This is a genomic window from Aeromonas sp. S12(2024) (assembly GCF_041402305.1).
In the GTDB taxonomy this organism is placed as follows: Bacteria; Pseudomonadota; Gammaproteobacteria; order Enterobacterales; family Aeromonadaceae; genus Aeromonas; species Aeromonas veronii.
The window spans coordinates 326236-350948 of sequence record NZ_JBGLRB010000001.1; the positions used below are offsets into that span (position 1 = coordinate 326236).

21 protein-coding genes and 1 pseudogene are annotated in these 24713 nt (G+C 57.5%); 9 read left to right on the forward strand and 13 right to left on the reverse strand.

Annotation, left to right across the window (positions count from 1 at the left end; all coding sequences use genetic code 11):
* Positions 1-85: 85 nt before the first annotated feature.
* The 5 genes from ACB035_RS01470 to yciA all read left to right on the forward strand — a co-directional run bounded on the left by ACB035_RS01470 (position 86) and on the right by yciA (position 2774).
* Positions 86-589 (forward strand): hypothetical protein, encoded by a 504-nt coding sequence (locus tag ACB035_RS01470; RefSeq protein ID WP_371166507.1) that lies wholly within the window; start codon positions 86-88, stop codon positions 587-589.
* A 50-nt stretch (positions 590-639) separates the two neighbouring features.
* Positions 640-987 (forward strand): hypothetical protein, encoded by a 348-nt coding sequence (locus tag ACB035_RS01475; RefSeq protein ID WP_371166508.1) that lies wholly within the window; start codon positions 640-642, stop codon positions 985-987.
* A 44-nt stretch (positions 988-1031) separates the two neighbouring features.
* Entirely contained in the window at positions 1032-1193 is a 162-nt protein-coding gene (locus ACB035_RS01480; RefSeq protein WP_371166509.1) for a hypothetical protein, read from the forward strand.
* A gap of 298 nt (positions 1194-1491) precedes the next feature.
* Positions 1492-2310: an NAD-dependent epimerase/dehydratase family protein gene (locus ACB035_RS01485; protein WP_371166510.1), complete on the forward strand. Its 819-nt coding sequence runs from the start codon at positions 1492-1494 to the stop codon at positions 2308-2310.
* Between the two features lie 59 nt (positions 2311-2369).
* Positions 2370-2774: an acyl-CoA thioester hydrolase YciA gene (gene yciA, locus ACB035_RS01490; protein WP_033113469.1), complete on the forward strand. Its 405-nt coding sequence runs from the start codon at positions 2370-2372 to the stop codon at positions 2772-2774.
* Here yciA and ACB035_RS01495 read toward each other — a convergent pair whose 3' ends face one another.
* The gene (locus tag ACB035_RS01495; RefSeq protein ID WP_005337874.1) at positions 2775-2999 is read right to left on the reverse strand and encodes a hypothetical protein; all 225 of its coding nucleotides are present in this window, start codon (positions 2997-2999) and stop codon (positions 2775-2777) included.
* Positions 3000-3106: 107 nt separating this feature from the next.
* On the opposite strand from ACB035_RS01495, the gene ACB035_RS01500 reads away from it, so the two are divergent.
* Positions 3107-3952, forward strand: a complete 846-nt coding sequence (locus ACB035_RS01500; protein WP_005337873.1) for an endonuclease/exonuclease/phosphatase family protein — start codon at positions 3107-3109, stop codon at positions 3950-3952.
* Positions 3953-4077: 125 nt separating this feature from the next.
* Here ACB035_RS01500 and ACB035_RS01505 read toward each other — a convergent pair whose 3' ends face one another.
* From ACB035_RS01505 to ACB035_RS01545, 9 genes are all read right to left on the reverse strand, one after another.
* A complete protein-coding gene (locus tag ACB035_RS01505) occupies positions 4078-4374 on the reverse strand; it encodes a GrxA family glutaredoxin (protein WP_223849348.1) in 297 nt (98 codons plus the stop codon).
* Between the two features lie 94 nt (positions 4375-4468).
* Entirely contained in the window at positions 4469-5908 is a 1440-nt protein-coding gene (gene dacB, locus ACB035_RS01510) for a D-alanyl-D-alanine carboxypeptidase/D-alanyl-D-alanine-endopeptidase (RefSeq protein WP_005350510.1), read from the reverse strand.
* Between the two features lie 112 nt (positions 5909-6020).
* Positions 6021-7781 carry a DEAD/DEAH box helicase gene (locus ACB035_RS01515; protein WP_371166511.1) on the reverse strand — a complete coding sequence of 587 codons (1761 nt, stop codon included), beginning with the start codon at positions 7779-7781 and terminating at the stop codon, positions 6021-6023.
* A gap of 114 nt (positions 7782-7895) precedes the next feature.
* On the reverse strand, positions 7896-8933 hold the full coding sequence (locus ACB035_RS01520; protein ID WP_371166512.1) for an HlyD family secretion protein: 1038 nt from the start codon (positions 8931-8933) through the stop codon (positions 7896-7898).
* 3 nt (positions 8934-8936) lie between these two features.
* Positions 8937-9275 (reverse strand): DUF3302 domain-containing protein, encoded by a 339-nt coding sequence (locus ACB035_RS01525; protein WP_005337862.1) that lies wholly within the window; start codon positions 9273-9275, stop codon positions 8937-8939.
* Positions 9276-9497: 222 nt separating this feature from the next.
* On the reverse strand, positions 9498-10919 hold the full coding sequence (locus ACB035_RS01530; protein ID WP_005350521.1) for a carbon starvation protein A: 1422 nt from the start codon (positions 10917-10919) through the stop codon (positions 9498-9500).
* Between the two features lie 140 nt (positions 10920-11059).
* The gene (btsR, locus tag ACB035_RS01535) at positions 11060-11764 is read right to left on the reverse strand and encodes a two-component system response regulator BtsR (RefSeq protein ID WP_115520889.1); all 705 of its coding nucleotides are present in this window, start codon (positions 11762-11764) and stop codon (positions 11060-11062) included.
* Complete coding sequence (locus tag ACB035_RS01540) at positions 11761-13431, reverse strand: sensor histidine kinase (RefSeq protein ID WP_115520890.1); 1671 nt, start codon at positions 13429-13431, stop codon at positions 11761-11763. The genes btsR and ACB035_RS01540 overlap by 4 nt, the downstream gene beginning before the upstream one ends.
* A gap of 353 nt (positions 13432-13784) precedes the next feature.
* On the reverse strand, positions 13785-15020 hold the full coding sequence (locus tag ACB035_RS01545) for an HD-GYP domain-containing protein (RefSeq protein WP_042080247.1): 1236 nt from the start codon (positions 15018-15020) through the stop codon (positions 13785-13787).
* A gap of 230 nt (positions 15021-15250) precedes the next feature.
* Here ACB035_RS01545 and ACB035_RS01550 point away from each other — a divergent pair.
* Positions 15251-16729, forward strand: a pseudogene (locus ACB035_RS01550) (phosphoethanolamine transferase); the annotation flags it as partial.
* 95 nt (positions 16730-16824) lie between these two features.
* Here ACB035_RS01550 and ACB035_RS01555 read toward each other — a convergent pair.
* Genes ACB035_RS01555 through nagB form a run of 3 tightly spaced genes read right to left on the reverse strand, consistent with a single transcriptional unit; the run spans position 16825 to position 19999 of the window.
* The gene (locus tag ACB035_RS01555) at positions 16825-18039 is read right to left on the reverse strand and encodes an ROK family protein (RefSeq protein WP_005334312.1); all 1215 of its coding nucleotides are present in this window, start codon (positions 18037-18039) and stop codon (positions 16825-16827) included.
* A 4-nt stretch (positions 18040-18043) separates the two neighbouring features.
* Complete coding sequence (gene nagA, locus ACB035_RS01560) at positions 18044-19189, reverse strand: N-acetylglucosamine-6-phosphate deacetylase (protein ID WP_021231107.1); 1146 nt, start codon at positions 19187-19189, stop codon at positions 18044-18046.
* A 9-nt stretch (positions 19190-19198) separates the two neighbouring features.
* On the reverse strand, positions 19199-19999 hold the full coding sequence (nagB, locus tag ACB035_RS01565) for a glucosamine-6-phosphate deaminase (protein WP_005334308.1): 801 nt from the start codon (positions 19997-19999) through the stop codon (positions 19199-19201).
* A 273-nt stretch (positions 20000-20272) separates the two neighbouring features.
* On the opposite strand from nagB, the gene nagE reads away from it, so the two are divergent.
* Positions 20273-21751, forward strand: coding sequence for an N-acetylglucosamine-specific PTS transporter subunit IIBC (gene nagE / locus ACB035_RS01570; protein WP_021231106.1), 1479 nt, complete (start codon positions 20273-20275; stop codon positions 21749-21751).
* Positions 21752-21872: 121 nt separating this feature from the next.
* On the forward strand, positions 21873-24536 hold the full coding sequence (locus ACB035_RS01575; RefSeq protein WP_005334304.1) for a beta-N-acetylhexosaminidase: 2664 nt from the start codon (positions 21873-21875) through the stop codon (positions 24534-24536).
* Positions 24537-24713 lie beyond the last annotated feature (177 nt).

Here is a 24713-nt window from a genome sequence, read left to right on the forward strand (position 1 = left end):
TTGCGCTGGGCAGGATATACGGAATCTACACATGTCGAACTTTGAATGTTTTTTACACATTAGATAAATTTTTCATAAAGGAATCATGATGGTTATAGCCATATTCACTACATTGGCATCACTTGCTAGTCTTCTTGGATTAGCTTTTCAGCTATATCAGCATAAAGAACGTTTACGCACTTATGTGTTTCTCGGCATATCATTTTTTTGTGCTGTAATATCGGCTGTTCTTTGGGTAGAAGTAAATCAACTGGAGAAAGAAAATGAAGTATTGCTTAATGCTCGAATTGAAGCCGATAAGTTATTGAGTTCTTGGCCAGATGTGGGAAGGTTTGATTTTACATCTGATGGTGAGTTTCGGGGGATTGTAATATCAGGCATGGCATTCCTTGAGGCTAATAAGGCAATATTCCCTGATACGTACAGTACTGCTAAAACAGTTTTGTTTATCGAGCTTGAAGCTGCTTCCAATAAAGATGATAACTATATATCTAAAAGGAGCAAGCTTCAAGAAGCTGCTGAAACAATGGTGACAACAATTAGAGGTATACGTTTAAGTGGCGCTGATATAAATAAGCATGATGGCTAGGTCAAAATGTGCTGTCATCAATCTTTAAATATTGTAAAGCGTATGAGGCAATGATGAAAATATTATTTGGTTTGGTGGTTGGTTTTATTTTAGCTATTCTGATTATTTTGTTTTACATGCGATTTGAGTTAGATAGCTCCCTATTGGTTAATATAGCTATTGCCTTTGGAACTTGTATTGGTACTGCAGTAGTAACAGTGGCATTTTATGAAGGCAAGAAGAATCGGGAGTGGGAAATAAGAAAGGAACCATTACTAAGATTGTTATCTGCGCTATCTGATGCTTTAGACGTTACAGGTTCGTCATCCGATTTTGAATTTGAAAAAATGACAGGTGAGAATATTGGTGCTGAGAAGAATATAGACTACACGCCATATAAAAACTTAAGCTTGAAATAAACTATTTGCTAAAGGTTCATCGACCGCTGTTCCCTGAAAAAGTCATGATTGCAATAAAGGATTATCTAGACAAGGAAGTGGCTATAGATAAGGCTGTTGATAACCAAGAAAAATCAATTCTTGAAGCATATGATAGTTTGTATAATGAGCAAGAGAAACTGCATGGTATTTTGATTGGTTATGTTAAAGAGATTGCTAGAATATGAGGTGTCTGTATTGGAGTTCTCAACAGGTATTTTCGTATGGTAAATTCGGTTAATATATGTCGCTGATATCATGATGGCTGAAAATAATCCCGCTTACTGAGTATGTAGGAGCGGGGTTGAGTGATGGATAGAGTATATATATTTTGCAAAACAAAATTGCTTTATATTGCCATTAAAATGGGACTTATTTGGCTGAATTTGTCTATCCAGTAGTAAGTAGATATGTTGGCCAAGGCTTCCTTTTCCTACCAAGGCAGGTAAGCTGCGGGGCAAATAGCGTCAAGCAGGAGAAGGGACAATGACAGAGCAATATATCGCCGGGACGATCGGCATTCTGGGGGCGGGGTGGCTGGGGCTGCCGCTGGCGCGGGCTCTGCTGGCGGCAGGCAAGCAGGTGGCGGTCACGGTCAGCAGCGCCGAGAAGGCGGCCCGTCTGCAGGGGGAGGGGATCGATGCCCATCCGCTGACGATTTCTGCCCATATGTCGGATGCGTGGCCCATCCCCTGCGAGAGTCTGGTGATCTGCGTACCACCGAGCAAGACAGACGATTATCCGCAGGCGGTGGCAAAGGCCTGCGCATTGGCCAAAGCGAGTGGCACCCAGCGAGTGCTGTTTGTCAGCGCCACCTCGGTGTGGGGGGCGGGGCAGCAGGAGGGGGAAGAACCCCAACCCCGCCATGCCCGTGGCGAGCGGATGCTGGCAGCGGAGCAGGCGGTGCTGGCGGCCGGTTTCGAGGCGGTGATGATAGTGCGTCCCTCCGGCCTTTATGGCCCGGATCGCCATCCCGGCCGTTTCCTCGCGGGCAAGACTCTGGATGGCGGCGCCCAGTCGGTCAATCTGGTCCATCTGGACGATGTGGTGGCGGCTTGCATCTTGCTGCTGGAGCGGGGCAAGGACGGGGATGTTTTCAACCTGAGCGCGCCTGTGCATCCGCGCCGCGAGCAGTTTTACCCCTTTGCGGCGCGCCAGCAGGGGCTGCCCGCGCCGGTCTTTATCGAGCCTGCCGGTGAATTTCAGCCCATCGACGGTCAGCTGATTTGCCAGCAGATGGGATTCAACTATCGCTGGCCCGATCCGGCCCACTGGTTTGCCGAGCTCGCCGCCTCGGGCAATTGAGGTTTGCCAAGGGGGTGATCGCCCCCTATCATGCCGCCATCCATGAGAGAGAGGCGGTAATGATGGTAGATACAAAACGTCACCCCGATGGGGAGTTGTTGCTGAGAACCCTGGCAATGCCAGCCGATACCAACCCCAATGGCGACATCTTTGGTGGCTGGATCATGTCCCAGATGGATATAGGTGGGGGCATTATGGCCAAGGAGCTGGCAAAAGGACGTATTTGTACCGTATCCGTCGAAGGCATGACCTTTCACAGTCCGGTCAAGGTGGGCGATGTGGTCTGCTGCTACGGCCGCTGCATGAAGATCGGCCGCAGCTCCATGAAGCTCAAGCTGGAGGTGTGGGTCAAGCCGGTACTGCGGGAAAACGACGCCCAGCGTTACTGCGTGACCGAGGGGATCTTCACCTATGTCGCCATCGACGAACACGGCAAATCCCGCCCGGTTCCGGTGAGTGCCTGATTAAATCAGCCGGGCATTGATGATGGATATTTCCTGCTCAAGCCCGGTTTTTTGCCGTATCATGCGTTCCAGCATCTCTTCCGAGCCCACATATTGCAGGGTGTCAAACAGGCAGAGATCGCATTGAGGGTCCCGTCTTATCTGATAGACGGTGGCCAGCTCCACTTGATGACAATTTCCTTGTTGATCATAAAACGTCACGTTGTACCGAAGTTCTTTCGCCATGAGACAAGGTCCTTCTGGTTGGGTGGAACAGGGACTATCAGCTTAGTCGGCGTGAATGACGTTTGTGATGGTCGCAACAAAAAGCAAAGGCGGGCGGTTGTTAGCCAATGAAAAATAGTTATCGCATTCTTGGCACCTCCCTGCTGACCCTGGGGTTGGTGGGCTGTTTTGAGGTGCCGGATCAGAACCATCTGGTCACTGCTCAAGGGATTGTGCCGGGACTCGACTGCCAGCGTCCGCCGCTGGTAGCGTTGGCGACCACGGCGCTGCCCCGTGAATTCGGGGTGACGGTGTGGAATCTCTACAAGGGCCAGCGCAAGAACTGGCGTGAAGGGATGGACAGTTATGCCAAGGGGCAGGATCTGGTGCTGTTGCAAGAGTCGGCTACCCGTCCCGATATGCTCGACTGGCTGCGCGCCGGTGATTTCCAGTGGCAACAGCTGCAAGCCTTCACCCAGGGCGGCGTCTCGTTCGGGGTGATGACGGTGGCCAAGACCCCGCAGGCGTTCGTCTGTGGCGTGCGCTCCCCCGAGCCTTTGCTGCGCATCCCCAAATCCGGACTGGTGAGCCTCTATCCGCTGCAGGGCGATCCTGACGGCGTCATGGTCATCAATATCCATGCGGTCAATTTCGAGCTGGGGATGGCTACCTTCCGCGAGCAGCTCAACGATTTGACTGCCTTGGTGCGCCGCCATCAGGGGCCGGTGATCCTAGCCGGTGATTTCAATACCTGGAGCGACAAGCGCCAGTTCTGGCTGAATAAATTGGTGGACGAGCTGGGTCTGCAAGAGGCCGTGCCGGTGCCTGACCTGCGCCGCACCGCCTTCGGTCGTCCGCTGGATCACCTCTACTACCGCAATCTGGACCTGGTCGAGGTGAGTTCACCGGCCACCGACAGCTCGGATCACAACCCCATCATTGCGCGCTTTGCCGCCCAGTCTGTGACTCCCTGACCCCAGTCTGTGACTTCCTGACAAGGGATGGTGCGAGTTCCGCTAATAAAAAAATCCGGCGCCTGATGGCGCCGGATTTTTGTATACGCTCTGGCGGTCAACCCGCTCGGGATGACCCGCAGGCATTACTGGTAGAGACCCAGATTCGCTTTGGCGTAGGCTTCGAAATCGGTGCAGCCACCGATGTGCTGCTCGTCCAGGAAGATCTGCGGCACGGTATTGACCGGCTTGCCGGCGCTCTTGGCCAGATCTTCTTTGGTGATCCCTTCTGCATGGATATCCACGTAGCGGAATTTGAAGTCATCGCGCTGTTCGGTCAGCTGCTCGGCGATCTGTACGGCACGGACACAGTAGGGGCAACCCGGGCGACCAAAAATCACTGCAAACATATTTTCTCTCCGTTTTTTAAGCCGTTTATGTATGGCCGTTGATATGAGGCAGGCAACAGCATAGCCCTGCCTCGTGGCGACTTGAAGCCGAAATTATCGATACCCTGATTCGAGTGGGCCTATTGGATCAGCTCTCATCGGCGATCTGGATCGGCTGCTGCTGATAGATGCTCTCCAGCACCCCCTTCTCGAATACGGTCCAGGGCCACGGCGCCTTGCTGGCACGGTAGCGCTCGTGGGTGGCCGGATCTTGGGACAGGCCGCGCTGGAACATCACGAACGCCTTGCGCTGGCCGCCTGCGGTATCGATAAAGCCCACCAGATTGGAGGTGCCGGTGATGGTACCTGTCTTGGCGTGCACCTTGTTCTTCATCATGGGGGCGGTGACGCTGCGCCGCCACGCCAGGGTGCCATCCACCTGAGAGCTTGGCAGCAGCTTGATCAGGCCAAGTTCGGCATCATTCTTCTGGATGAAGTTCAGCACCGACATCATCTGACGGGCGCTGATGAGATTGTGAGCGGAGAGACCGGAGCCGTCAGCCAGGGTGGCATTGCCCAGATCGATGCCGTTCTTGGTCAGGATGGCGCGCACCGCCATGGTGCCGCTGCGATAGCTGCCCGGCTTGTTGTAGTAGTGACGGCCCACGGTTTTAAGGAAGGTGTCGGCATAGAGGTTGTCCGATTTCTTCAGCATCTTGGCGAGCATCACCGGCAGGGAGACCGAATAGTGGGTGCCGAGGGTCTCTGCTCCTTCAGGGGCCTTGTGGGTGACCCGCAGCAGGCCATCATGCTTGATACCGGCCCGGTTCATCGCCCAGCGGATGTTGTCCCAGCCCCAAGCCTCCACATCGTGAATGGCGAAACGCAGACCCTGCGGCTCCTTGTTCGGGGTGATGCAGCCCTTGAGCTCGTAGAAGTTGCCCTTGGCCATGTCCACTTCCAGTGCGCAGAACTGGCGCGCCATGTCGCCATAGCTCATCACCTCCACGTTGTCGGCACCGATGCCGATGGGCACGCCGGTGGCCACATTGCCCACCGCTGGTTTGCCAATCTGGGTGGCAGTGATGGTGCCGTAGGCGCAGTTCTTGTCGATGATGACCGAGGAGACGGGCGCTGCGAAGCAGAGGGTCTGATCTCCCCACGACCAGCCGTTGCCGCGCTCGTAGCCGTTGTAGGCGCCGGTGTTGACGTAGACATTCCCCTTGATGCTGGTGACGCCGAGCTGTTTGAACAGGGCCAGCAGATCCATGCGGGAGAGGGTGGGGTCGCCGACGAAGTTGATCCAGATATCGCCGTTGATGGTGTCACCCTGTTTGGCACCGGGTTGGGCCTGAATGTCAGTGGCGAAGCGGAAGTCAGCACCCAGCTCGAGGCGGGCCGCCAGCGCGGTGAGCACCTTCATGGTGGAGGCGGGGGCGATCATCTGATCGGCGTGGCGGGCGAACTCGACGCCGTTATTGCCCTGCACCATGATGGCGTACTGGCCACCCTGAGGGGGCGTCAGCGGGGCGGCATGAGCCGCCAGAGAAGAAAAGAGAGCACAAAAACCAATCAACAGCCGCTGCATAACATCCTCTAACGTGACGAAGGGCCCGGCAGTGGTGCCGACCCTGATAATTCAACCCGCCGATGCGGGATCGACGGGATAACGCAATTCATGCCATGTATGCCGGTCGCCATCATGCCATCGAGTTGGCGGTACGATAGCGGCCCTCATAATCAAAAATTTTCTCTTTTATCTGCCAGAAGCGACCCGATTTGCGAGCGATGACAAAATCCGGATGACGGAACTGGCTTTCTGCCGCCAGCACGCTCGCCAGGGTGGCAAATTCGGGCTCCAGCCCCGGGGCGGGCCAATGATGACGCACAAAGTGCTGTTGAAACAAGCGCCGTGCGCCCGGGGAGTGAAATCCGAAGTATTCACTGAGGGTCAGCCCATCCTCATCGTGGTAGGTCACCTCCAGCCGCTCCCCCTGTTTGCCGCGCCCTGCGGTGAGGGTTAGCCCCGCACAGCGGATCACCATGCAATCCTTGAGATTGAGCGCCTCTTTAAGCTTGTCGTCAGGGTCGACCAGCAGCTGATCGCAGCTCTGGCAGCGGCGGGCGGCGATGTCGTTCTCCGCGCCGCAGCCGGGGCAGATCTTGGCGCGAAAGCGGTAGTCACACTCTTCGCGGTTGCCCTCGTCATCTTCAAACAGCCCCTGACAGCGGCGACCGTAGTGCTCGATCACCTTGCCATCCTCGTCGGTTTTGCCCCAGAAGGTGTTGGCAAAACCGCAGGCGGGGCAGGGCACCTGTACCGGCTCGGTACCGGCGTGGGGGCGAGGCTCCCCCACTTCGGGGGCAAACAGGTTGAAGTTGTTGCCCGCATAGTCGAGCACCAGACAATCCTCCTTGCCCGGCGAGAGACGCAGGCCCCGCCCCACGATCTGCTGGTAGAGGGAGACCGACTCGGTGGGGCGCAGCATCACGATAAGATCGACATGGGGGGCATCGAAGCCGGTGGTGAGCACCGCCACGTTGACCAGAAACTTGAGCTCCCGCGCCTTGAAGGCGTTGATGAGGGCATCGCGCTCCGGCCCCGGCGTTTCGCCGGTGATAAGTGCTGCCTGCTGGCCTCTGGCGCCAAGCAGGCCGTGAATTTCACGGGCGTGTTCGACGGTGGCGGCGAAGATCATCACCCCCTGCCGGTCGGCGGCATACTCCAGCACTTGGCTCAGGATATGGGGGGTGACCCGCTGCTGGCGCTTGAGCTCGCCGTTGAGATCTGCCTCGCTGAAGAGGCCATTCTCCCGCGCCACCAGCTTGCTGAAGTCGTAGTGAACGATGGGAGCATCCACCAGGCGCGGTGGCGTCAGGTAGCCGTTTTTGACCATAAAACGCAAGGGCAGCTCGAACACGCAGTCGCCGAACAGCCGCTCGCCGTGGCTTTTGACCATGCCGTGGTAGTGGCGCCGGTAGATCCAGCCCAGCCCGAGCCGATAGGGGGTGGCGGTGAGACCGAGGATCTTGAGGGCCGGATTGGCGGCCTTGAGGTGGTCGATCACCTGATGGTACTGGCTGTCATCATCGAGCGAGACCCGATGGCACTCGTCGATGATGAGCAGCGAAAACGCCCCGTCGAAGGCCGCCAGATTGCGGGCGACCGACTGCACCGAGCCGAACACCACCTGGGCGCTCGCCTCCTTGCGATCCAGGCCGGCAGCGAAAATATCGGCCTTGAGCCCCCACGCCTCGTACTTGGCGTGGTTCTGCTCCACCAGCTCCTTGACGTGGGCCAGCACCAGCACCCGACCGCGTGCCTTGCGGGCCAGCTCGGCGATCACCAGACTCTTGCCTGCCCCGGTGGGCAGCACCACCACGGCGGGATCCGGGTGTTTGCGAAAGTGGCTGATCACGGCGTTGACGGCGTCGGTCTGATAGGGTCTGAGAACGAACATGAGGGCGTGGCGTTTGGGCATGGTACGGCGCAGGGTGGCGCCATTATAGGGTGCTTGCCGCCACAAAAACAGCGGGCCGGCATGATGCCGACCCGCAGGGTGCTTGGTTGCTGATCAATGGAACGGGAAGATGTAGTTCATCCAGCTTGCCATGCGCAGCAGCACTTTGCGCATCACAGACACATGGTGGAAGTACTGGGTGTAGACCGCAGCCTGCCCGCTGGCACCGGCAATCATCTGATACTTGGACCACTCGGGGTCGGTAATGGAGATGACTACCGGCAGGCGACCCGGACGCACCGCCGTGGTCTGATCCAGCAGACCGGCGTTGGCCTGCACGTTACCGGCGGCAATGGCCGGAACCACGGCGGTCACCTTGCCTTTGAAGATTTTGCCGGGGACGCCATCGATCACCACTTCGGCCTCATCGCCCACCGCCAGTCGCTGCATGCTGTTTTGCCAGAACCAGCCGACGTAGGCGGTGTCATCCTTGTGGATGAAGGTCATCACCGGACGATACATGAAGGGGGTGGCGATCATGCCGGGGCGCAGGGCCAGCTGCACTACATGACCATCGCTCGGGGCATAGACCACGGTTTGGGACTGCTGGTACTTGGCTTCCATCAGCTGGGCTTGCAGATCGTTCAGGGTGGCTTTCTGCTGGTCAATCTGGGCCACGATGTCATCCACGTTGGCTTGGGTGACGTCGAGGTCGCGTTGCTTGCCCACGCCACGGCGCATCAGGTCGCTGGCACGATCCCGATCAAGTCTGGCGGAGCGCAGTCTTGCCTCAATGGACTTGAGGTGCTCGCGGTTGGATTCGACCCGTGCGGTGAGGCTCTCCACTTTCAGGCGGAACGGTTCGTCATCGAGGCGAAACAGCACGTCGCCTTTTTTCACCGGCTGGTTGGCCTGCACCGGAACCTCAACGACCCGGCCCTTGACCAGCGGCACTATGGGGGTGGAGACGTAGTAGTTGCGCGCCATCTCTGAGTAGGGGTGGTTGTAGTTCATCAGCATGATCAGGGTGCCGATGAGCAACACGCCACCCAGTGCTGCGGTGGGGACGGTCCACTTGTTGAGCGGGATGCGGAAGATTTTGAATATGGCGACACACAGCGCCGTGTAGGTCAGGATCAGTAGCAGGTCCATGGTTTATCCCTGTTGCTCGCTCTGTTCGATAGTGTTGATACGGCTCTTCAGGTCCGCCAACTCCTGCTTGAGGGCCGCCAGCTCCTCTTCATCTTTTTGCAGCCGCTGGCTAAAGCCCCAGCCGCGATCGGGGCGATAGATGGTTGCCCAGATCCAGAGGAAGGGCCACAGCACATGCAGGGTAAACAGGCTGACCCAACCTGCCACGTGAATGGCATCCTGATGAGGGTGATTCCGATGTTTGGCAATCTCGTAAGGAATATCGTGGATAACGATGACGCCATAAAAAATGACCAGCCCGACAAAGACGAGCAGACCAAGTGCAAAATAATCAAGGGCCATTTATAACCTCCACTGGCATGACGCACAGCTTAATCATTGGTTCCAACAAGCACTAAAGCAATTAAGAATCACACATTTATCGTCAGTTCGCCCGGAATCTTAAAGCTATTCGCTGTATTGAAGCTGAAGCCGTTCAACAGTTGCATTATTAGTCTTTTTGTCATTAAAAAAGGCGCCATCAGGCGCCTTTTTGTGCTGCTTTCGCTGCATTTTTTGCTGTTTTTACCCTTCGCTGGTACTGCTGACTAAGGGCTGGCGGAACTTCATCAGGAAGGCCACGGTAATGGCCGCCGTTGCAGTCAGGCCGATGATGGTGGAGGTCCCCATCTCCAGCCCGAACCCGATGGGGGCGTTGGCCAGATAGGTGATCACCACAGCAGTCATGAACATGGCGGGAATGGTGCAGATCCAGTGCAGCTTGCCCTCTTTAATGAGGTAGGCGGCAGCGGCCCACAACATGATGACGGCGGTGGTCTGGTTGGCCCAGCCGAAGTAGCGCCAGATCACCCCGAATTCAGCCTTGGAGATGATAAAACCAAGGATAAACATGGGGATGGCGATCAGCAGACGCTTGGCCAGCGGCTTCTGGGTCATCTTCAGGAAGTCCGCCACGATCAGGCGAGCACTGCGAAACGCGGTGTCACCAGAGGTGATGGGCAGGATCACCACGCCGAGGATGGCCAGAATGCCGCCCACGGTGCCGAGCAGGCTGGTGGAGACTTCGTGTACCACGGCTGCCGGGCCGCCGTTGGCCATAGTAGCGTTGAGCGCTTCGGTGCTGTCGTAGAATGAGAGACCCAGGGTGCACCAGATAAGGGCGATGATCCCTTCACCGATCATTGCGCCGTAGAAGATGAAGCGGCCGGATTTTTCGTTCTGCATGCAGCGCGCCATCAGCGGTGACTGGGTGGCGTGGAAGCCTGATACCGCGCCACAGGCGATGGTGATGAAGAGCAGCGGCCAGAGCGGCAGTTCGGTCGGGTGCAGGTTGGAGAAGTCCATCCCGGTGTTGTAGAAGCCTTTGCCGGAGGCGATCAGGCCAACGATGAGGCCGACCGACATGAAGACCAGCAGGGCGCCGAAGATGGGATAGAAGCGACCGATGATCTTGTCGATGGGGACTATGGTCGCGAGGATGTAGTAAGCAAAGATTGCCACAATCCAGTAGACCAGATCGGTGGAGGTGAGGTTGGCCAAGAGGCCTGCCGGGCTCAGCACGAATACCACGCCCACCAGCATCAGCAGCACCACGGCAAACAGGTTCATGAAGTGCTTGGCGGCGGTGCCCAGATGCTCACCGACCACGGTTGGCACCGAGGCCCCCTTAGCGCGTACCGACAGCATGCCGGAGAAGTAGTCATGTACCGCACCGGCGAAGATGCAGCCAAAGACGATCCACAGCATGGCGACCGGGCCGTAGAGGGCACCCAGGATGGGGCCGAAGATGGGGCCAACGCCTGCGATGTTGAGCAGTTGAACCAGATAGACTTTCTTGTCCGACATGGGGACATAGTCCACCCCGTCAGCCATGGTGATGGCGGGGGTTTTCAGCTCGGGTTTCGGGCTGAATATCCGTTCGATGAATTTGCCGTATATGAAGTAGCCGGCCACAAGTAAGCCGACACAGAGGAAGAACCAGATCATTGCTACGCTCCTGCATTGTTTTTTTTAGGTGTGCGCAGCCACTCTAGGACGTTGGTCTGTTAATGGCAGGTGAAAAAAGATGAGCGGCGCCATGGCGTGCCGAGCGGTCGGCGGCTGTGATCAGGCGCACACTCCGCAGTTCAGTCCAGCCCCAGCTGATCTTTGAGCTCCTTGAGATAGCGACGACTGACCGGCACCCGGGCGCCGCTCGGGGTGACAATCTCTGCCAGCTGGTTATCCAGCAACCGGATCTCGAAGATGGCGTTGGGGGAGACCAGATACTGGCGGTGGCAGCGCAGCAGCGGGCTCTTTTCTTCCAGCGATTTGAGGGTGAGCTGGGTGTGGAACAGCTCGCCCTGACAGGCCACATGGACCCCGCCCAGATCGGAGAAGGCATACTCCACCTGCACGATGGGCAGCAGCCTGACCCGATTGTGCAGATAGCCCGGAATATGTTCGATAGTCGGGGCCAGCTGCTCGATGGGCTGCGGGGAGATATCCTGCTTGAGGCGAGCCAGCGTCTTGGCGAGCCGGGCGGGCTCCACCGGCTTGAGCAGGTAGTCGAAGGCGTTCTCTTCAAATGCCTGAATGGCATATTCGTCAAAGGCGGTGACAAAGACGATGCGGGGCAGGGGGTCGAGCATGGCGACCAGCTCCATGCCGCTCAGCTTGGGCATCTGGATATCGAGGAACACCACATCAGGCTTGAGGCGCTGAATAAGCGGCAGCGCCTCGATGGCGTTGGCCGCTTCCCCCACGATCTCGATGGCAGGATCGCAGGCCAGCTGCTGCCTCAGCTCTTCGCGGGCGTAGTGTTCGTCATCGACTATAAGGGTGCGGATCATGGTTGCTCCTTGGGGATGGTGAACGACACCCGGGTCCACTGCTCAAGCTCGCAGGCAATCGTCACGCCATAGCGCTCGCCAAAGGCGCTTTTCAGTCGCCGGTCGACGATGGTCATGCCCAGACCGTCGCCAGCGGGATGTGCTTGCCAGGTGCCTGCATTATCTTCCACATGGATGGTGACGCTGGTGGGATGCTCTTCGGTCCAGAGGCGAATGCGCCCCTGCTCCAGCAGGGTCGAGACGCCGTGCTTGATGGCATTCTCGATCAGCGGTTGTAGGGTGAAGCTGGGCAGTCGCAGTGTGGCCAGATGGGGTGGGATCTCGTTTATCACCGTCAGCCGATCGCCAAAGCGGGCTAGCTCGATCTCCAGATAGGATTGGCAGTGCTCCTGCTCCTCCAGCAGCGTCGCAAGGCCGCTCTGGCGTTTGAGGTTCTTGCGAAAGAACAGCGAAAGATGCAGCAGCAGATCCCGCGCCTTGTCCGGATCGCGCCGGGTGATGGCACTGATGGTGTTGAGGGTGTTGAACAGAAAGTGGGGGTTGATCTGGGCTTGGATAAGTTTCAACTCGGACTGCACCAGCAGCCGCTGATGCTGCTCCAGCCGACCGGCCAGCAACTGCTGTGACAGCAGGTTGGCAATCCCTTCCCCCAGGGTGTGGTTGATCTTGAGAAACAGCCGCTTCTTCGGCTCGTAGAGCTTGATGGTGCCGATCACTCCTTTGTCCCCCTGCAGCGGGATCACCAGCACCGAGCCCAGCTGGCATGCGGAGGAGAGGCTGCAGCGATAGGGTTGACTGTTGCCATCGGCAAACAGCACCTTGTTCTGGGCGATGGCCTGCATGGTAATGGCTGACGCAATGGGGGTACCCGGCAGATGGTGATCTTCGCCGGTGCCGATAAAGGCGAGGATCTGCTCGGTGTCCGTGATGGCGACCGCCCCCACGCCTGTCTCCTCCTGAATGATGCGGGCAATCTTGTTGCTCGCCTCCGGGGTAAAGCCCTGACTCATGATCCCCACTGTGCGGTTGGCGATATTGAGCGCCTTGGCGGAGAAGACCCGGGAGAACTTCTCATACATCCGCTGCTGGTCGCGGATCATGCTGATAAAGAGCGCCGCGCCGCAGGAGTTGGCCAGAATCATCGGGGTGGCGATGGTGCGTACCAGCAGCAGGGATTTGTCGAACGGGGTCGCCACCAGCAGGATGATGACCATCTGCATGATCTCTGCGTAGAGGGTGGTAAAGAAGGCGATACGCGGTTCAAACAGGGCATCCGTTCGTCCCGAGCGCATCAGTCGCCAGTGCACTATGCCTCCGAGCAACCCCTCGCAGGTGGTGGAGATGGCGCAGGCGAGATCGGTAAATCCCCCCAGCGTATAGCGGTGCAGGCCGCCGGTCAGCCCCACCAGAAAGCCCACCAGCGGCCCCCCCAATAATCCCCCCAAGACGGCGCCGACCGCCCGGGTGTTGGCGATGGCATCGTCGATATCGAGGCCCACATAGGTACCGAGGATACAAAAGCTGGAAAAGATGATGTATATCAGTATCTTGTGAGGTAATCTCACTGAATAGTTGGCAAGCGGGCGCAGCAGCGGGCTTTTCGAGAAGAGATAGGCGATCACCAAGCTGACGCTCATCTGTTGCAGCAAGGAGAGGACCAACTGCATAAAAAACGCTCCTCATAAGCCAGCTGAAAAAATAGCCAGCCCGTGAATAAGTGTGATCAGGATCTTGTTCTGTTGGCCCAACGGGGCGCAACGGGCCGCCAGTTTGCCAGAACAAGTGGATAAAACCATATCAAATCAGCATGTTAAATTGATATTTGTGTAAGCGGCAGCGGGTTGATATTGATGGATGGAGCATGAATGTATCCGCTGGATACGCCACACGGAGGTGGCATGCTCCGCCCGGCCCCTTGGCTGGGCGTTTTTTATACATGGTCAGTTGGCAACCTTCTGATGGGGGTTTGAGCAATTATTCCGGTTTGTCCAATGAGTTATCCCCAGCTTCTGGGGATAACTCAGAATGCAAAGTAGTAGCAGAAGCGGCGGGTCAGGTTGAAGAACTGCCGTTGTCCCTCATCGAGCTCTTCCTGTTTGATAAAAGCAGTGATGGTGCGTTCATCTTCCCGCAGATCGATCATGGCGACGGCTTCCGGCCGCTGGGCCTTGATATAGGGCAGGATCTTCGGCTTGAGGGGCATGGTGGGTTCGGTAGAGAGCACCAGTGCGATGCTCTCGTCGGAGAGTTTCACCAGTGAACCCGGTGGATAGACCCCCAGCACCTTGACCAGCAACTTGACCAGATTCTGGTCGAACTTCTTCTGGGATAACTTGTAGAGCTGGCTGATGGCCTGACTCGGCGCGGCCGGGTTACCGCTGTTGCGGGGATGGAGCAGCTCGTCGTAGAAGTCGACCAGCCCGATCAACCGCGCCAGCGGCGGGATCTCCCCGCCCTTGATCCCGAGCGGATAACCGCTGCCGTCGAGCCGCTCGTGGTGCAGATGGGCGACCTGACGGATTTTCGGTTCAAAGGCGTTGAGCTGGGTCAGCATGTCAAATCCGTACTGGGGATGCATATTGAGGAAGTTCTGCTCGGCCTTGTTGAGATCCCCCCGTTTTTGGGTGATCTGGCTCGGGATTTTCAGTTCGCCGATGTCGTGGATAAGTCCCGCAAGTCCCGTCTCCTCAATCTCGATGGGGTTCATGCCGAGTTCGCGGGCCATCAGCATGGCGATAAAGGCGACGTTGAGGCTGTGCTGCAACAGGATATCGGTGTGGGGGCTGCGAATAAGGTGGAGCCCGAGAGGCCCTTCGTGCTGACTGAGGGTGAAGGCGGCATTGCGGACGATCTGGGCGGTATTGGCCAGCCCTTCATCCGGTTTGAGGTTCAGCGCCCCGAGTGCATCGCGCAGCTCGCTCATGGATTGGCCAAAGGCTTTGTCAGCGGCGCGCATGGAGCGGCGAAAGGCCTTTTCGTCAAAGGGGGGCGGGCCCGAGGCAATCAGCTCTTCCAGCTCATCAAGATCAGGCCCGGCATCCGGGATATCGCCGCGCAGCAGCGGCTCTATGGGCAGATCGCTCTTGTCGGGGTCGACCATCAGCAGGGTGAGATCAAGATGACGGAGAATGTCGAGTTGCTGCTGATCCTTGATCTTGAAGGTATTGAACATAAACGGGTGGTTGGTCCATCCCGTGGGGAGATGGATATAGTGGCCTACTCTCAATTGCTCTATCGAGGCTTGGATCAGTGCCATCGGTTAACCTGCATTTCATGAATGCCTACTCAACAAGCTAGCAAAATCCGATGGATAGACAACTAAAAATCCATTTCGGGGCCACGGAGCGCCCCGTGCTGTGATGGGGCGCACGAGCGCCGTGCTTCTCCTCTTAATTCGCGCTTAAGTTTTACTTCCTACGCTGGCCCCGTCGTTTTTGTTGGCTTGGCCGGCCCGCTGCGCTGCAGGTCGGTATGTAGGAGTTGTTTATGCGTGTAACTCTCGGTGTATTGCAGACCAATTTGTTGCTGGTGCTCTTTTTCGCCCTGGTACTGAACTGGCCAATCTTTTTGCATTTCTATACGGTGCTCAGCGCCCTGACCCATGTCAAAGCCGGATTTGCCATCTCGATCCCGCTGGTGCTGATCGCGGCGCTCAATGCCGTGTTTATTCCCTTCACGTTCCGGTTTGTGCTCAAGCCCTTTTTTACCGTGCTCATTTTGACTGGCTCCATCGTCAGCTACGCCATGCTCAAATACGGCGTCATCTTCGATGCCGGCATGATCCAGAACATAGTGGAGACCAACAGTGGTGAGGCGGGGGCCTATTTGAATGGCTCCGTTGCACTCTGGTTTCTGCTGACCGGGCTGCTGCCTGTTCTGGTGCTCTGGTCACTGCGGATCCGCTATCCGGCTCGCTGGTATCAGGGGTTGGCGTTGCGGGCAGGTGTATTGGCTATCTCTCTACTGTTTATCGGGGGCGTCGCGTCACTTTACTATCAGGATTACGCCTCGGTCGGTCGCAACAACAAGTCCCTGGCCAAAGAGATTGTGCCTGCCAACTATGTGCACGGCCTCTACAAATATGGGCGGGATGTGCTGTTTGCCACGCCGATCCCCTACCAGCATCTGGGGACCGATGCCAGGGTGGTGGCACGGGGAAGCAAGCCGACTTTGATGTTCCTGGTGGTGGGGGAGACGGCGCGCAGCCAGAACTACTCCCTTAACGGGTATGGCAAGGCAACCAACAGCTTTACGACCAAAGAGCAGGGGGTGGTGTCGTTCAGGAATGTGCGCTCCTGCGGGACTGCTACTGCGGTTTCGGTGCCCTGCATGTTCTCCAACCTCACGCGCCGTGGTTACGATGACCAGCTAGCCAGCTCCCGTGACGGCCTGCTCGATGTGCTGCAACATGCCGGAGTCTCGGTATTGTGGAAAGAGAACGATGGCGGCTGCAAAGGGGTGTGCCGCAATGTGCCGACCATCGAGATCCTTCCCAAATCCTATCCTGCGCTCTGTCAGGGGGAGTCTTGTTATGACGAGGTGTTGCTGGAGGGGCTGGATCAGCAGATTGCCGGCATGAAGGGCAACAAGCTGGTGGCTTTTCACCTGATGGGCAGCCATGGCCCGACCTATTTTCGTCGTTACCCTGCCAGCGAGCGCGCCTTTATGCCGGATTGCCCGCGCAGCGACATTGAAAACTGCAGCAACGAAGAGCTGGTCAACACCTATGACAACACCATCCGCTACACCGACAAGGTGGTGGGGCTGCTGATCGACAAGCTCAAGTCGCTGGAGAGCCAGTATGATGTGGGACTGGTCTATCTCTCCGATCACGGCGAATCCCTTGGGGCCATGGGGCTCTATCTGCACGGCACACCATACAAGTTCGCGCCGGATGATCAGACCCAGGTGCCGCTGCTGACCTGGTTCTCGCCTCAGTTACAGGCCGATCGCCAGCTGGATCTGTTCAAGCCATGTCGGGCGGGCTAAACCGTCAGCAAGCACACAATAGAAAACGGCAGCCACTGGCTGCCGTTTTGTTATCTCGCAAGATCAGTGTCTTACTTCTGCTCCATGATGATCTGCAGCAGATCTCCCTCCAGCAGGGCGCGCTTGACCAGCGCAAAGCCGCCATAGGTCGGCTGGTTCTGGAAGCGGGCTTTCACGATGGGCAGGCCACGGTGGAAGCTCGGCAGGGATTGATGCTCGACGCAGCGACGGATGGCCGGGAAGAGGATCTCTTCGGCGGCGGTGATTTCGCCGGCGATCAGCACCTTCTGCGGGTTGAACAGGTTGACCGTGATGGCCACCGCCCGTCCCAGATGCTCACCCACGTTCTCGATCACGCTGCGGGCCAGTTCATCGCCCGCCAACGCCGCCTTGCACACCTCCTGGATGGTGATGTGTTTCTCCTGCAGCGCGCTCTGGTGACCGCGGCTGATGAGCTCCTTCACCTTGTCGATGATCGCTTCGTTGGAGGCGATGGTTTCGAGGCAGCCGAAGTTGCCACAGTGGCAGCGCTTGCCGAGCGGCTCGACCTGAATATGGCCGATCTCGCCGACGTTGCGGTTCTGACCGAGGAACACCTGACCCTTGGTGATGATCCCCGAGCCCGTCCCCTGATGGACGCTCACCAGAATGGAGTCCATGCAGTCGCGGGACTCGCCGAAGAAGTGTTCGGCCAGCGCCAGTGAGCGGGTGTCGTTGCCCACATAGCAGGGGAGGTTGAAGTGGTTCTCAAGCAGCTTCGCCAGTCCCAGATTGCGGATCTGGTACTTGGGGGTGTAGATGACCATACCGGATTCCGGGTTGACCAGACCCGGCATGGTCAGCGCGATGCTGATGAGGTTGCGACAACGTTCGCGGTTGGCATCGATAAAGGCGCCAATCTCTCGCAGCAGCATGTCGACTACGGGTTGCTGGTCGATCTCGGTCACCTGAATGACGTGCTGGTCGAGCTCCTTGCCATCGAGGTCATAGAGACTCAGTTGCAGGTAGCCGCGGCCCAGCTTGGCAGAGACAAACTGAAAGCGATGTTTGATGGTGGTCAGGGAGATGGCACGCCGCCCGCCGGTTGAGGCTTGCGGAGAGGTCTCCTTGATCAGGCCATGCTCGATCAGTTGCCGGGTTATTTTGGTCACGCTGGCCGGGGCCAGCTGACTCAACTCGGCAATCTTGACCCGGGAGATGGGGCCTTGCAGGTCGATGAGCCGATATACGGCTGCACTGTTGACCTGCTTGATAAGATCTACGTTTGCTATTTGTCCGCCAGTCATGATGTCACTGTTGTGTGTAGTGTCCGTTAACCACGGTCCCACGGACCGTGAAGTCCTGATCGAAGACAGTGAGGTTGGCAACTTTACCGACCTGGATACTACCGAGACGTGAGTCCCATCCAATGGCGCGAGCGGGGTAGAGGCTGGCCATTCTCAGTGCTTCATCGAGCGGTAATCCGACCTGCTTGACCAGATTTTCCACCCCCTCAATCATGGTGAGGGAGGAACCGCCGAGTGTACCATTCTCGTCGACACACTGACCATCGCGTAAAAAGACGGTGGTGCCACAAAAATCAAATTTCTCAAAGCCTTCCGGTGCACCGGCTGCCGCGGTGGCATCAGTGACCAGCACCAGTCGCTCCCCCAGTGCCTTGTGAGCCAGACGCACGTTGGCCCAGTGCACATGGTGGCCATCGACGATGATGCCCGCGTAGACATCTTTGCGATCGTAGATGGCGCCCACGACGCCCGGCTCGCGACCGTTGAGGGTCGGGGTCATGGCGTTGTAGAGGTGGGTCGCAAAGCGAATACCGTTATCAAACCCGGCCATGGCCTGATCGTAACTGGCGGCAGTGTGACCGGCCGAGACCAGGATCCCAGCTTCCACCAGACGGCGGATATGGGCCGGCTCGTTGCGCTCCGGTGCCAGGGTGATTTTGGTGATGGCATCCGCGTTGGCGCAGAAGAAGTCGATCATCTCGTCCGCTGGCTGGCGAATTTGAGCGGCAGGGTGGATCCCCTTGCGCTTGAGGTTGGTGTAAGGCCCTTCCAGATGGACGCCCAGCACCTCGTTGGGGTGTGCCGCCATGTAGTCACGGGTGACCGCAACGGCCTGCTTCATATCCGCATCCGGACTGGTGATCAGGGTCGGCAGGAAGCTGGTGGTACCGGATTTGAGGTTGGCCGCCTGCATGGTTGCCAGGGTCTCGACCGTGATGTCGGTGTTGAACATCACACCGCCACAGCCGTTGAGCTGCACATCGATAAAACCGGCGGTCAGGTTGGCGCCTTTGAGGTCAATCTGCTCGATGCCCGCAGGCAGTTCGGCCAGGTGAGAGATGGCGACAATCTTGTCGCCCTCGATAAGCACCCCGTAGCCGGTCAGCACGCAGCTGCCGGTATAGAGGGTGCAGTTGGTCAATGCGTACATGACGACTCCTTACAGACGGCCGATGTTGGCGGCTTCCAGCTGCTGGAAGTAGCGAACGGTCTTGACCTTGAGCTCCATGGTAGAGGGCTCGTCGCACACCATCATTCCCTTCGGATGCAGTTGCAGGGTGGAGATGGTCCACATGTGGTTGACGCTGCCTTCCACGGCGGCCTGCAGGGCCAGTGCCTTGCCGTGACCGGTGACCAGGATCATGATCTCTTCCGCATCCATCAGGGTGCCGACACCCACGGTCAGGGCCAGTTTGGGCACCTGCTCCATGTCGCCACCGAAGAAGCGGGAGTTGGCGATACGGGTGTCTTCGGTCAGGGTCTTGACCCGGGTGCGGGAGGAGAGGGAAGAGGCCGGCTCGTTGAATGCGATGTGGCCGTCATTACCCACGCCACCCATGAACAGGTGGATCTTGCCGTAGGACTTGATCTTGTCTTCGTAGCGCTTGCACTCGGCCACCAGATCCTCGGCATTGCCGTTGAGGATGTTGATGTTTTCGGGACGAATGTCGATGTGACTGAAGAAGTTGTTGTGCATGAAGCTGTGGTAGCTCTCCGGGTGATCTTCCGGCAGGCCGACGTACTCGTCCATGTTGAAGGTGACCACGTTCTGGAAGCTCACTTCACCGGCTTTGTGCAACTCGATCAGGCGCTTGTAGGTGTTGAGCGGGGTGCCACCGGTGGGCAGGCCCAGTACGAAAGGGCGATCGCTGGTCGGCTTGAACGCGTTGATGCGGTCAACGATGTAACGAGCAGACCACAGGCCTACTTGGCTGGCAGATTTCAACGGGATCAGGCGCATATGGGATACCTCTGTGTCGGGTTGCGACCGGTTTGGCGGTGGCAATTGGCTAAGACGGATTCAAGTTGTTTTATAGCGTAAATAAAGATTGCGAACTAAGCCACATCTATCCACCACCTTTATCTTGTTTGGGTGATAACGATCACGATTATCGGTTTATTAATTTGCGCAGCGAAATAAAAGCCCTAGACTGCCAATCAAGCCTTGATGGCTTATGCGTCAAACGTGATAAGCACTTAATTTCTAGAAAAACATTAACTAAGGAGAGGAACCGTGAACATTCTCGGTTATTTGCAAAAGATCGGCCGTGCCCTGATGGTGCCGGTAGCGGTATTGCCTGCCGCCGCGATCCTGATGGGGGTTGGCTACTGGATTGACCCGAATGGTTGGGGTGGTGACAGTGCGCTGGCTGCCTTCCTGATTAAAGCGGGCGCAGCCATTATCGATAACATGTCCGTACTGTTCGCAGTCGGTGTCGCTTACGGTATGTCCAAGGATAAAGACGGTTCTGCTGCTCTGGCAGGTCTGGTCGGCTTCCTGGTCGTTACCACCCTGCTGAGCCCGGGCGCTGTGGCCCAGATCAAGAGCATCCCGGTGGAGCAGGTTCCTGCCGCGTTTGCCAAGATCAGCAACCAGTTCGTGGGTATCCTGTGTGGTGTTATCGCCGCTGAGCTGTACAACCGCTTCAGCAGCGTCGAGCTGCACAAGGCACTCTCCTTCTTCTCCGGTCGTCGTCTGGTACCGATCGTAACCTCCGTAGTGATGATCGTCGTATCCTTCATCCTGATGGCCGTATGGCCGGCAATCTACGGTGGTCTGGTCTCCTTCGGTGAGTCCATCGTGAGCCTGGGCTCTACCGGCGCCGGTATCTACGCCTTCTTCAACCGTCTGCTGATCCCGATCGGTCTGCACCACGCCCTGAACTCCGTGTTCTGGTTCAACGTGGCCGGTATCAACGACATCCCGAACTTCCTGGGTGGTCAGGCTACCATCGATGCCGCTCTGGCCGCTGGCAAGAGCCTGGAGCAGGTGAAAGGCGTGGTTGGTATGTACCAGGCTGGCTTCTTCCCCATCATGATGTTCGGTCTGCCGGGTGCCGCTCTGGCCATCTATCACTCCGCCAAGAAAGAGAACAAAGAGAAAGTTGCTTCCATCATGATCGCAGCTGCCTTTGCTTCCTTCTTCACCGGTGTAACCGAGCCGCTCGAGTTCTCCTTCATGTTCGTGGCGCCGGTACTGTATGTCATCCACGCCGTGCTGACCGGTATCTCCGTGTTCATCGCTGCCTCCATGCAGTGGATGGCCGGTTTCGGTTTCAGTGCCGGTCTGGTGGATATGGTGCTCTCCAGCCGTAACCCGCTGGCGACCAACTGGTACATGCTGATTCCTCAGGGTCTGGTCTTCTTCGGCCTCTACTACACCGTGTTCCGCGTAGTGATTGCCAAGCTGAACCTGAAAACCCCGGGTCGTGAAGATGACGAAGATACTGCTCCGGCTGCCGCTCAATCTACCAACCGTACCGAGCTGGCCAAGCAATACCTGGAAGTGCTGGGTGGTCAAGAGAACCTGGTCTCCATCGATGCCTGCATCACCCGTCTGCGTCTGACTCTGAAAGACCGCAGCATCGTCGATGAGCGCAAGCTGAAAGCCCTGGGTGCGGCCGGTGTGGTCAAACTCGGTGAGCAGAACCTGCAGGTGATTCTGGGCCCATTGGCCGAAATCATCGCCGGTGAGATGAAAGCCCTGCGTTAATCGAGCGACTCGCTCACCTCAAGTCTAAGTCCATTGTTGACATAACTAAGGGCCCCGCTCAGGGGCCCCATATAAAAAAGCCAAGAAAATCCAACCTTTACTTCAAATGAGAGCAGCAGTTATGAACTTGAAACATTCTCTGTTAGCCATTGCCATGTCTACCGTTTTCGTCAGCCAGGTCCAGGCAGCCGATGCCGCCAAGCAGGCCGTGGTCGACTCCCTCGCCAACAACCTGGTGGTCAAGTATGAAGTGGTCACCAACGACGGTGCCGGTGCCGGCCTCGATTGCCAGGCGCTGGGTTCCGAGTGGGCGAGCTGTGGCGTTGCCAAGCTGCACCTGACCAATACCGGTGCGGACGTGACCTCCAAAGACTGGAGCATCTACGTCTCCTCCATCCGTCGTATCCAGCGTGTGGACAACGACCAGTTCACCATCACTCACCTGACCGGCGATCTCTATCGTTTGACGCCAACCGAGAAGTTCCAGGGCTTTGCCAAGGATGCCACGGTCGAAGTGCCGCTGGTGGTGGAATACTGGGTACTGTTCGAATCTGACATCATGCCGAACTGGTATGTCGCCAGCGAAGGTGCCGAGCCGAAAGTACTGGCCAGCATGAGCAACATCAATGATGCCAGCACCTACGAGAAGCCGATGCCGGCCGATGGCTGGAAGCGCACCAAGGATGACAAGAACATCCTGATGAACAGCGAAACCCGTTTCGCGGCCAACCAGACCAGCACCCTGCTGCCGGCTGGCAAGATTGACAACCAGATCCTGCCGACCCCGATGAAGCAGGTAGTCAAAGCTGGCCCGCAGGTTGACTTCTCTACCATCAAACTCAATGCCCTGGATCTGCCGAGCGATCGCGCCGAGGCCCTGAAGGCTCAACTGACCAAGCTGGGTGTTACCCTCTCCGACACCGGCTACCCGGTGACCATCAAGCTCGGCAGCAAGCTCAAGCAGGCTGAAGGTTATGACATGACCATCGGTCAGAAGGGCACCGTGATCCAGGGTCGCGACATCGACGGGGCATTCTGGGGTGCACAATCCCTGATCTCCCTGCTGGGTGTTGATGACAAGCTGGTGAGCCCGATGACCGTCGAGGATGCGCCGCGCTTTGAATACCGTGGCATGCAGACCGACGTGGCCCGTCACTTCCGCAGTCTGGATACCATGAAGAAGCTGGTTGACCAGATGTCTGCCATGAAGCTCAACGTGCTGCACCTTGGCCTGACCAACGATGAAGGCTGGCGTCTGGAGATCCCGGGTCTGCCGGAGCTGACTCAGGTCGGTAGCCAGCGTTGCCACGACGAGTCCGAAACCAAGTGCCTGATGCCGCAACTGGGTTCCGGCCCGACCAGCGACAACCAGGGTTCCGGTTTCTACAGCAAGTCTGACTACGTGGATCTGGTGCGTTATGCCAAGGCCCGCGGTGTGACCGTGATCCCCGAGATCAACATGCCGGCCCACGCTCGTGCTGCCGTGGTCTCCATGGAAGCGCGCTACAAGCGTCTGATGGCGGAAGGCAAAGAAGCGGAAGCCAACCAGTTCCGTCTGACTGATCCGGCTGACACCTCCAACGTCACCTCCGTCCAGTTCTACGACAAGATGTCCTTCATCAACCCTTGCCAGCCAGGTGCTGCCACCTTCGTGGCCAAGGTAATGGATGAAGTTGCCCAGATGCATCAGGCCGCCGGTCAGCCACTGACCGCATGGCACTACGGTGGTGATGAGGCTAAGAACATCATGCAGGGCGGTGGCTATCAGGATCCGGCCGTCACCAAGAAAGAAGAGCTGGTCGCCTGGAAAGGCAACGTCGACTCCAGCAAGCAGGACAAGCCGTTTGGCAAGTCCCCGATGTGCCAGAAGATGATCGACGAAGGCAAGATCAAGGAAGTGGGCGAGCTGCCGGTTTACTTCGCCAAGGAAGTGGGCCAGATGGTCAAAGACCGCGGCTTCTCTACCCTGCAGGCGTGGGAAGATGGTCTGAAGTACGCCAGCGGTGCCAAGGACTTCGCCACCGACAACACCCGTGTCAACTTCTGGGAAACCCTCTACTGGGGTGGCTTCAACGAAGCGATGAAGTGGGCCCACAAGGGTTACCAAGTGGTGCTGTCCAACCCGGATTACCTCTACTTCGACTTCCCGAACGAAGTACACCCGGCCGAGCGTGGCTACTACTGGGCAACCCGTTTCAACGACACCCGCAAGGTGTTCGCCTTCGCCCCGGAAAACCTGCCGCAGAACGCCGAGACCTCGGTTGACCGCGACGGCAACGCCTTCGTGGCCAAGGGTGACCAGGATCCGGTCAAGTTCAAGGGGATCTCCGGTCAGCAGTGGAGTGAAACCGTGCGTACCGATGCTCAGTACGAGTACATGGTCTACCCGCGTATCTTCTCCGTGGCCGAGCGTGCCTGGCACAAAGGTGGCTTTGAGCTGAACTATGTGAAGGGTCGCGAGTTCTCCGGCGAGACCAAGTTCGTCAACAAGGCCACCCTCAACAAAGAGTGGAACCAGTTTGCCAACGTACTGGGTCAGCGCGTGCTGCCGAAACTGGATCAGGCCGGTGTTGAATACCGCCTCTCCGTACCGGGTGCCAAGGTAGTGAACGGTGTGCTGGAAGCGAACGTGGATCTGCCGGGTCTGCCCATCCAGTACAGCCTGGACGGTACCAACTGGAGTGCCTATGACGCCGCGGCCAAGCCGAGCGTGAATGGCAAGGTTTACCTGCGAACCACCAGCTTCGATGGCAAGCGCACCAGCCGTGTCACCGAACTGAACTGATAGCAGTCAACCGTTAACATGAGGTGGGTCGCAAGACCCGCCTTTCCCAAGGGCGATGGCGCATCGGGTTTGGGAAAGGTTGACTGTGCGTGTGAGCCTTTGTTGTGTGTAATTGTCTGTTTTGTGTTTTTCATCACTTTCAGCCCCGCCTCGTGCGGGGCTTTTTTATGCATTTAG

What these genes read in the sequence shown, in the direction of transcription:
- ACB035_RS01470 (WP_371166507.1), top strand. Translation starts at nt 86, where the DNA reads ATGATGGTTATAGCCATATTCACTACATTGGCATCACTTGCTAGTCTT.
- ACB035_RS01475 (WP_371166508.1), top strand. Translation starts at nt 640, where the DNA reads ATGATGAAAATATTATTTGGTTTGGTGGTTGGTTTTATTTTAGCTATT.
- ACB035_RS01480 (WP_371166509.1), top strand. Translation starts at nt 1,032, where the DNA reads ATGATTGCAATAAAGGATTATCTAGACAAGGAAGTGGCTATAGATAAG.
- ACB035_RS01485 (WP_371166510.1), top strand. Translation starts at nt 1,492, where the DNA reads ATGACAGAGCAATATATCGCCGGGACGATCGGCATTCTGGGGGCGGGG.
- yciA (WP_033113469.1), top strand. Translation starts at nt 2,370, where the DNA reads ATGATGGTAGATACAAAACGTCACCCCGATGGGGAGTTGTTGCTGAGA.
- ACB035_RS01495 (WP_005337874.1), bottom strand. Translation starts at nt 2,999, where the DNA reads ATGGCGAAAGAACTTCGGTACAACGTGACGTTTTATGATCAACAAGGA.
- ACB035_RS01500 (WP_005337873.1), top strand. Translation starts at nt 3,107, where the DNA reads ATGAAAAATAGTTATCGCATTCTTGGCACCTCCCTGCTGACCCTGGGG.
- dacB (WP_005350510.1), bottom strand. Translation starts at nt 5,908, where the DNA reads ATGCAGCGGCTGTTGATTGGTTTTTGTGCTCTCTTTTCTTCTCTGGCG.
- ACB035_RS01515 (WP_371166511.1), bottom strand. Translation starts at nt 7,781, where the DNA reads ATGTTCGTTCTCAGACCCTATCAGACCGACGCCGTCAACGCCGTGATC.
- ACB035_RS01520 (WP_371166512.1), bottom strand. Translation starts at nt 8,933, where the DNA reads ATGGACCTGCTACTGATCCTGACCTACACGGCGCTGTGTGTCGCCATA.
- ACB035_RS01525 (WP_005337862.1), bottom strand. Translation starts at nt 9,275, where the DNA reads ATGGCCCTTGATTATTTTGCACTTGGTCTGCTCGTCTTTGTCGGGCTG.
- ACB035_RS01530 (WP_005350521.1), bottom strand. Translation starts at nt 10,919, where the DNA reads ATGATCTGGTTCTTCCTCTGTGTCGGCTTACTTGTGGCCGGCTACTTC.
- btsR (WP_115520889.1), bottom strand. Translation starts at nt 11,764, where the DNA reads ATGATCCGCACCCTTATAGTCGATGACGAACACTACGCCCGCGAAGAG.
- ACB035_RS01540 (WP_115520890.1), bottom strand. Translation starts at nt 13,431, where the DNA reads ATGCAGTTGGTCCTCTCCTTGCTGCAACAGATGAGCGTCAGCTTGGTG.
- ACB035_RS01545 (WP_042080247.1), bottom strand. Translation starts at nt 15,020, where the DNA reads ATGGCACTGATCCAAGCCTCGATAGAGCAATTGAGAGTAGGCCACTAT.
- ACB035_RS01555 (WP_005334312.1), bottom strand. Translation starts at nt 18,039, where the DNA reads ATGACTGGCGGACAAATAGCAAACGTAGATCTTATCAAGCAGGTCAAC.
- nagA (WP_021231107.1), bottom strand. Translation starts at nt 19,189, where the DNA reads ATGTACGCATTGACCAACTGCACCCTCTATACCGGCAGCTGCGTGCTG.
- nagB (WP_005334308.1), bottom strand. Translation starts at nt 19,999, where the DNA reads ATGCGCCTGATCCCGTTGAAATCTGCCAGCCAAGTAGGCCTGTGGTCT.
- ACB035_RS01575 (WP_005334304.1), top strand. Translation starts at nt 21,873, where the DNA reads ATGAACTTGAAACATTCTCTGTTAGCCATTGCCATGTCTACCGTTTTC.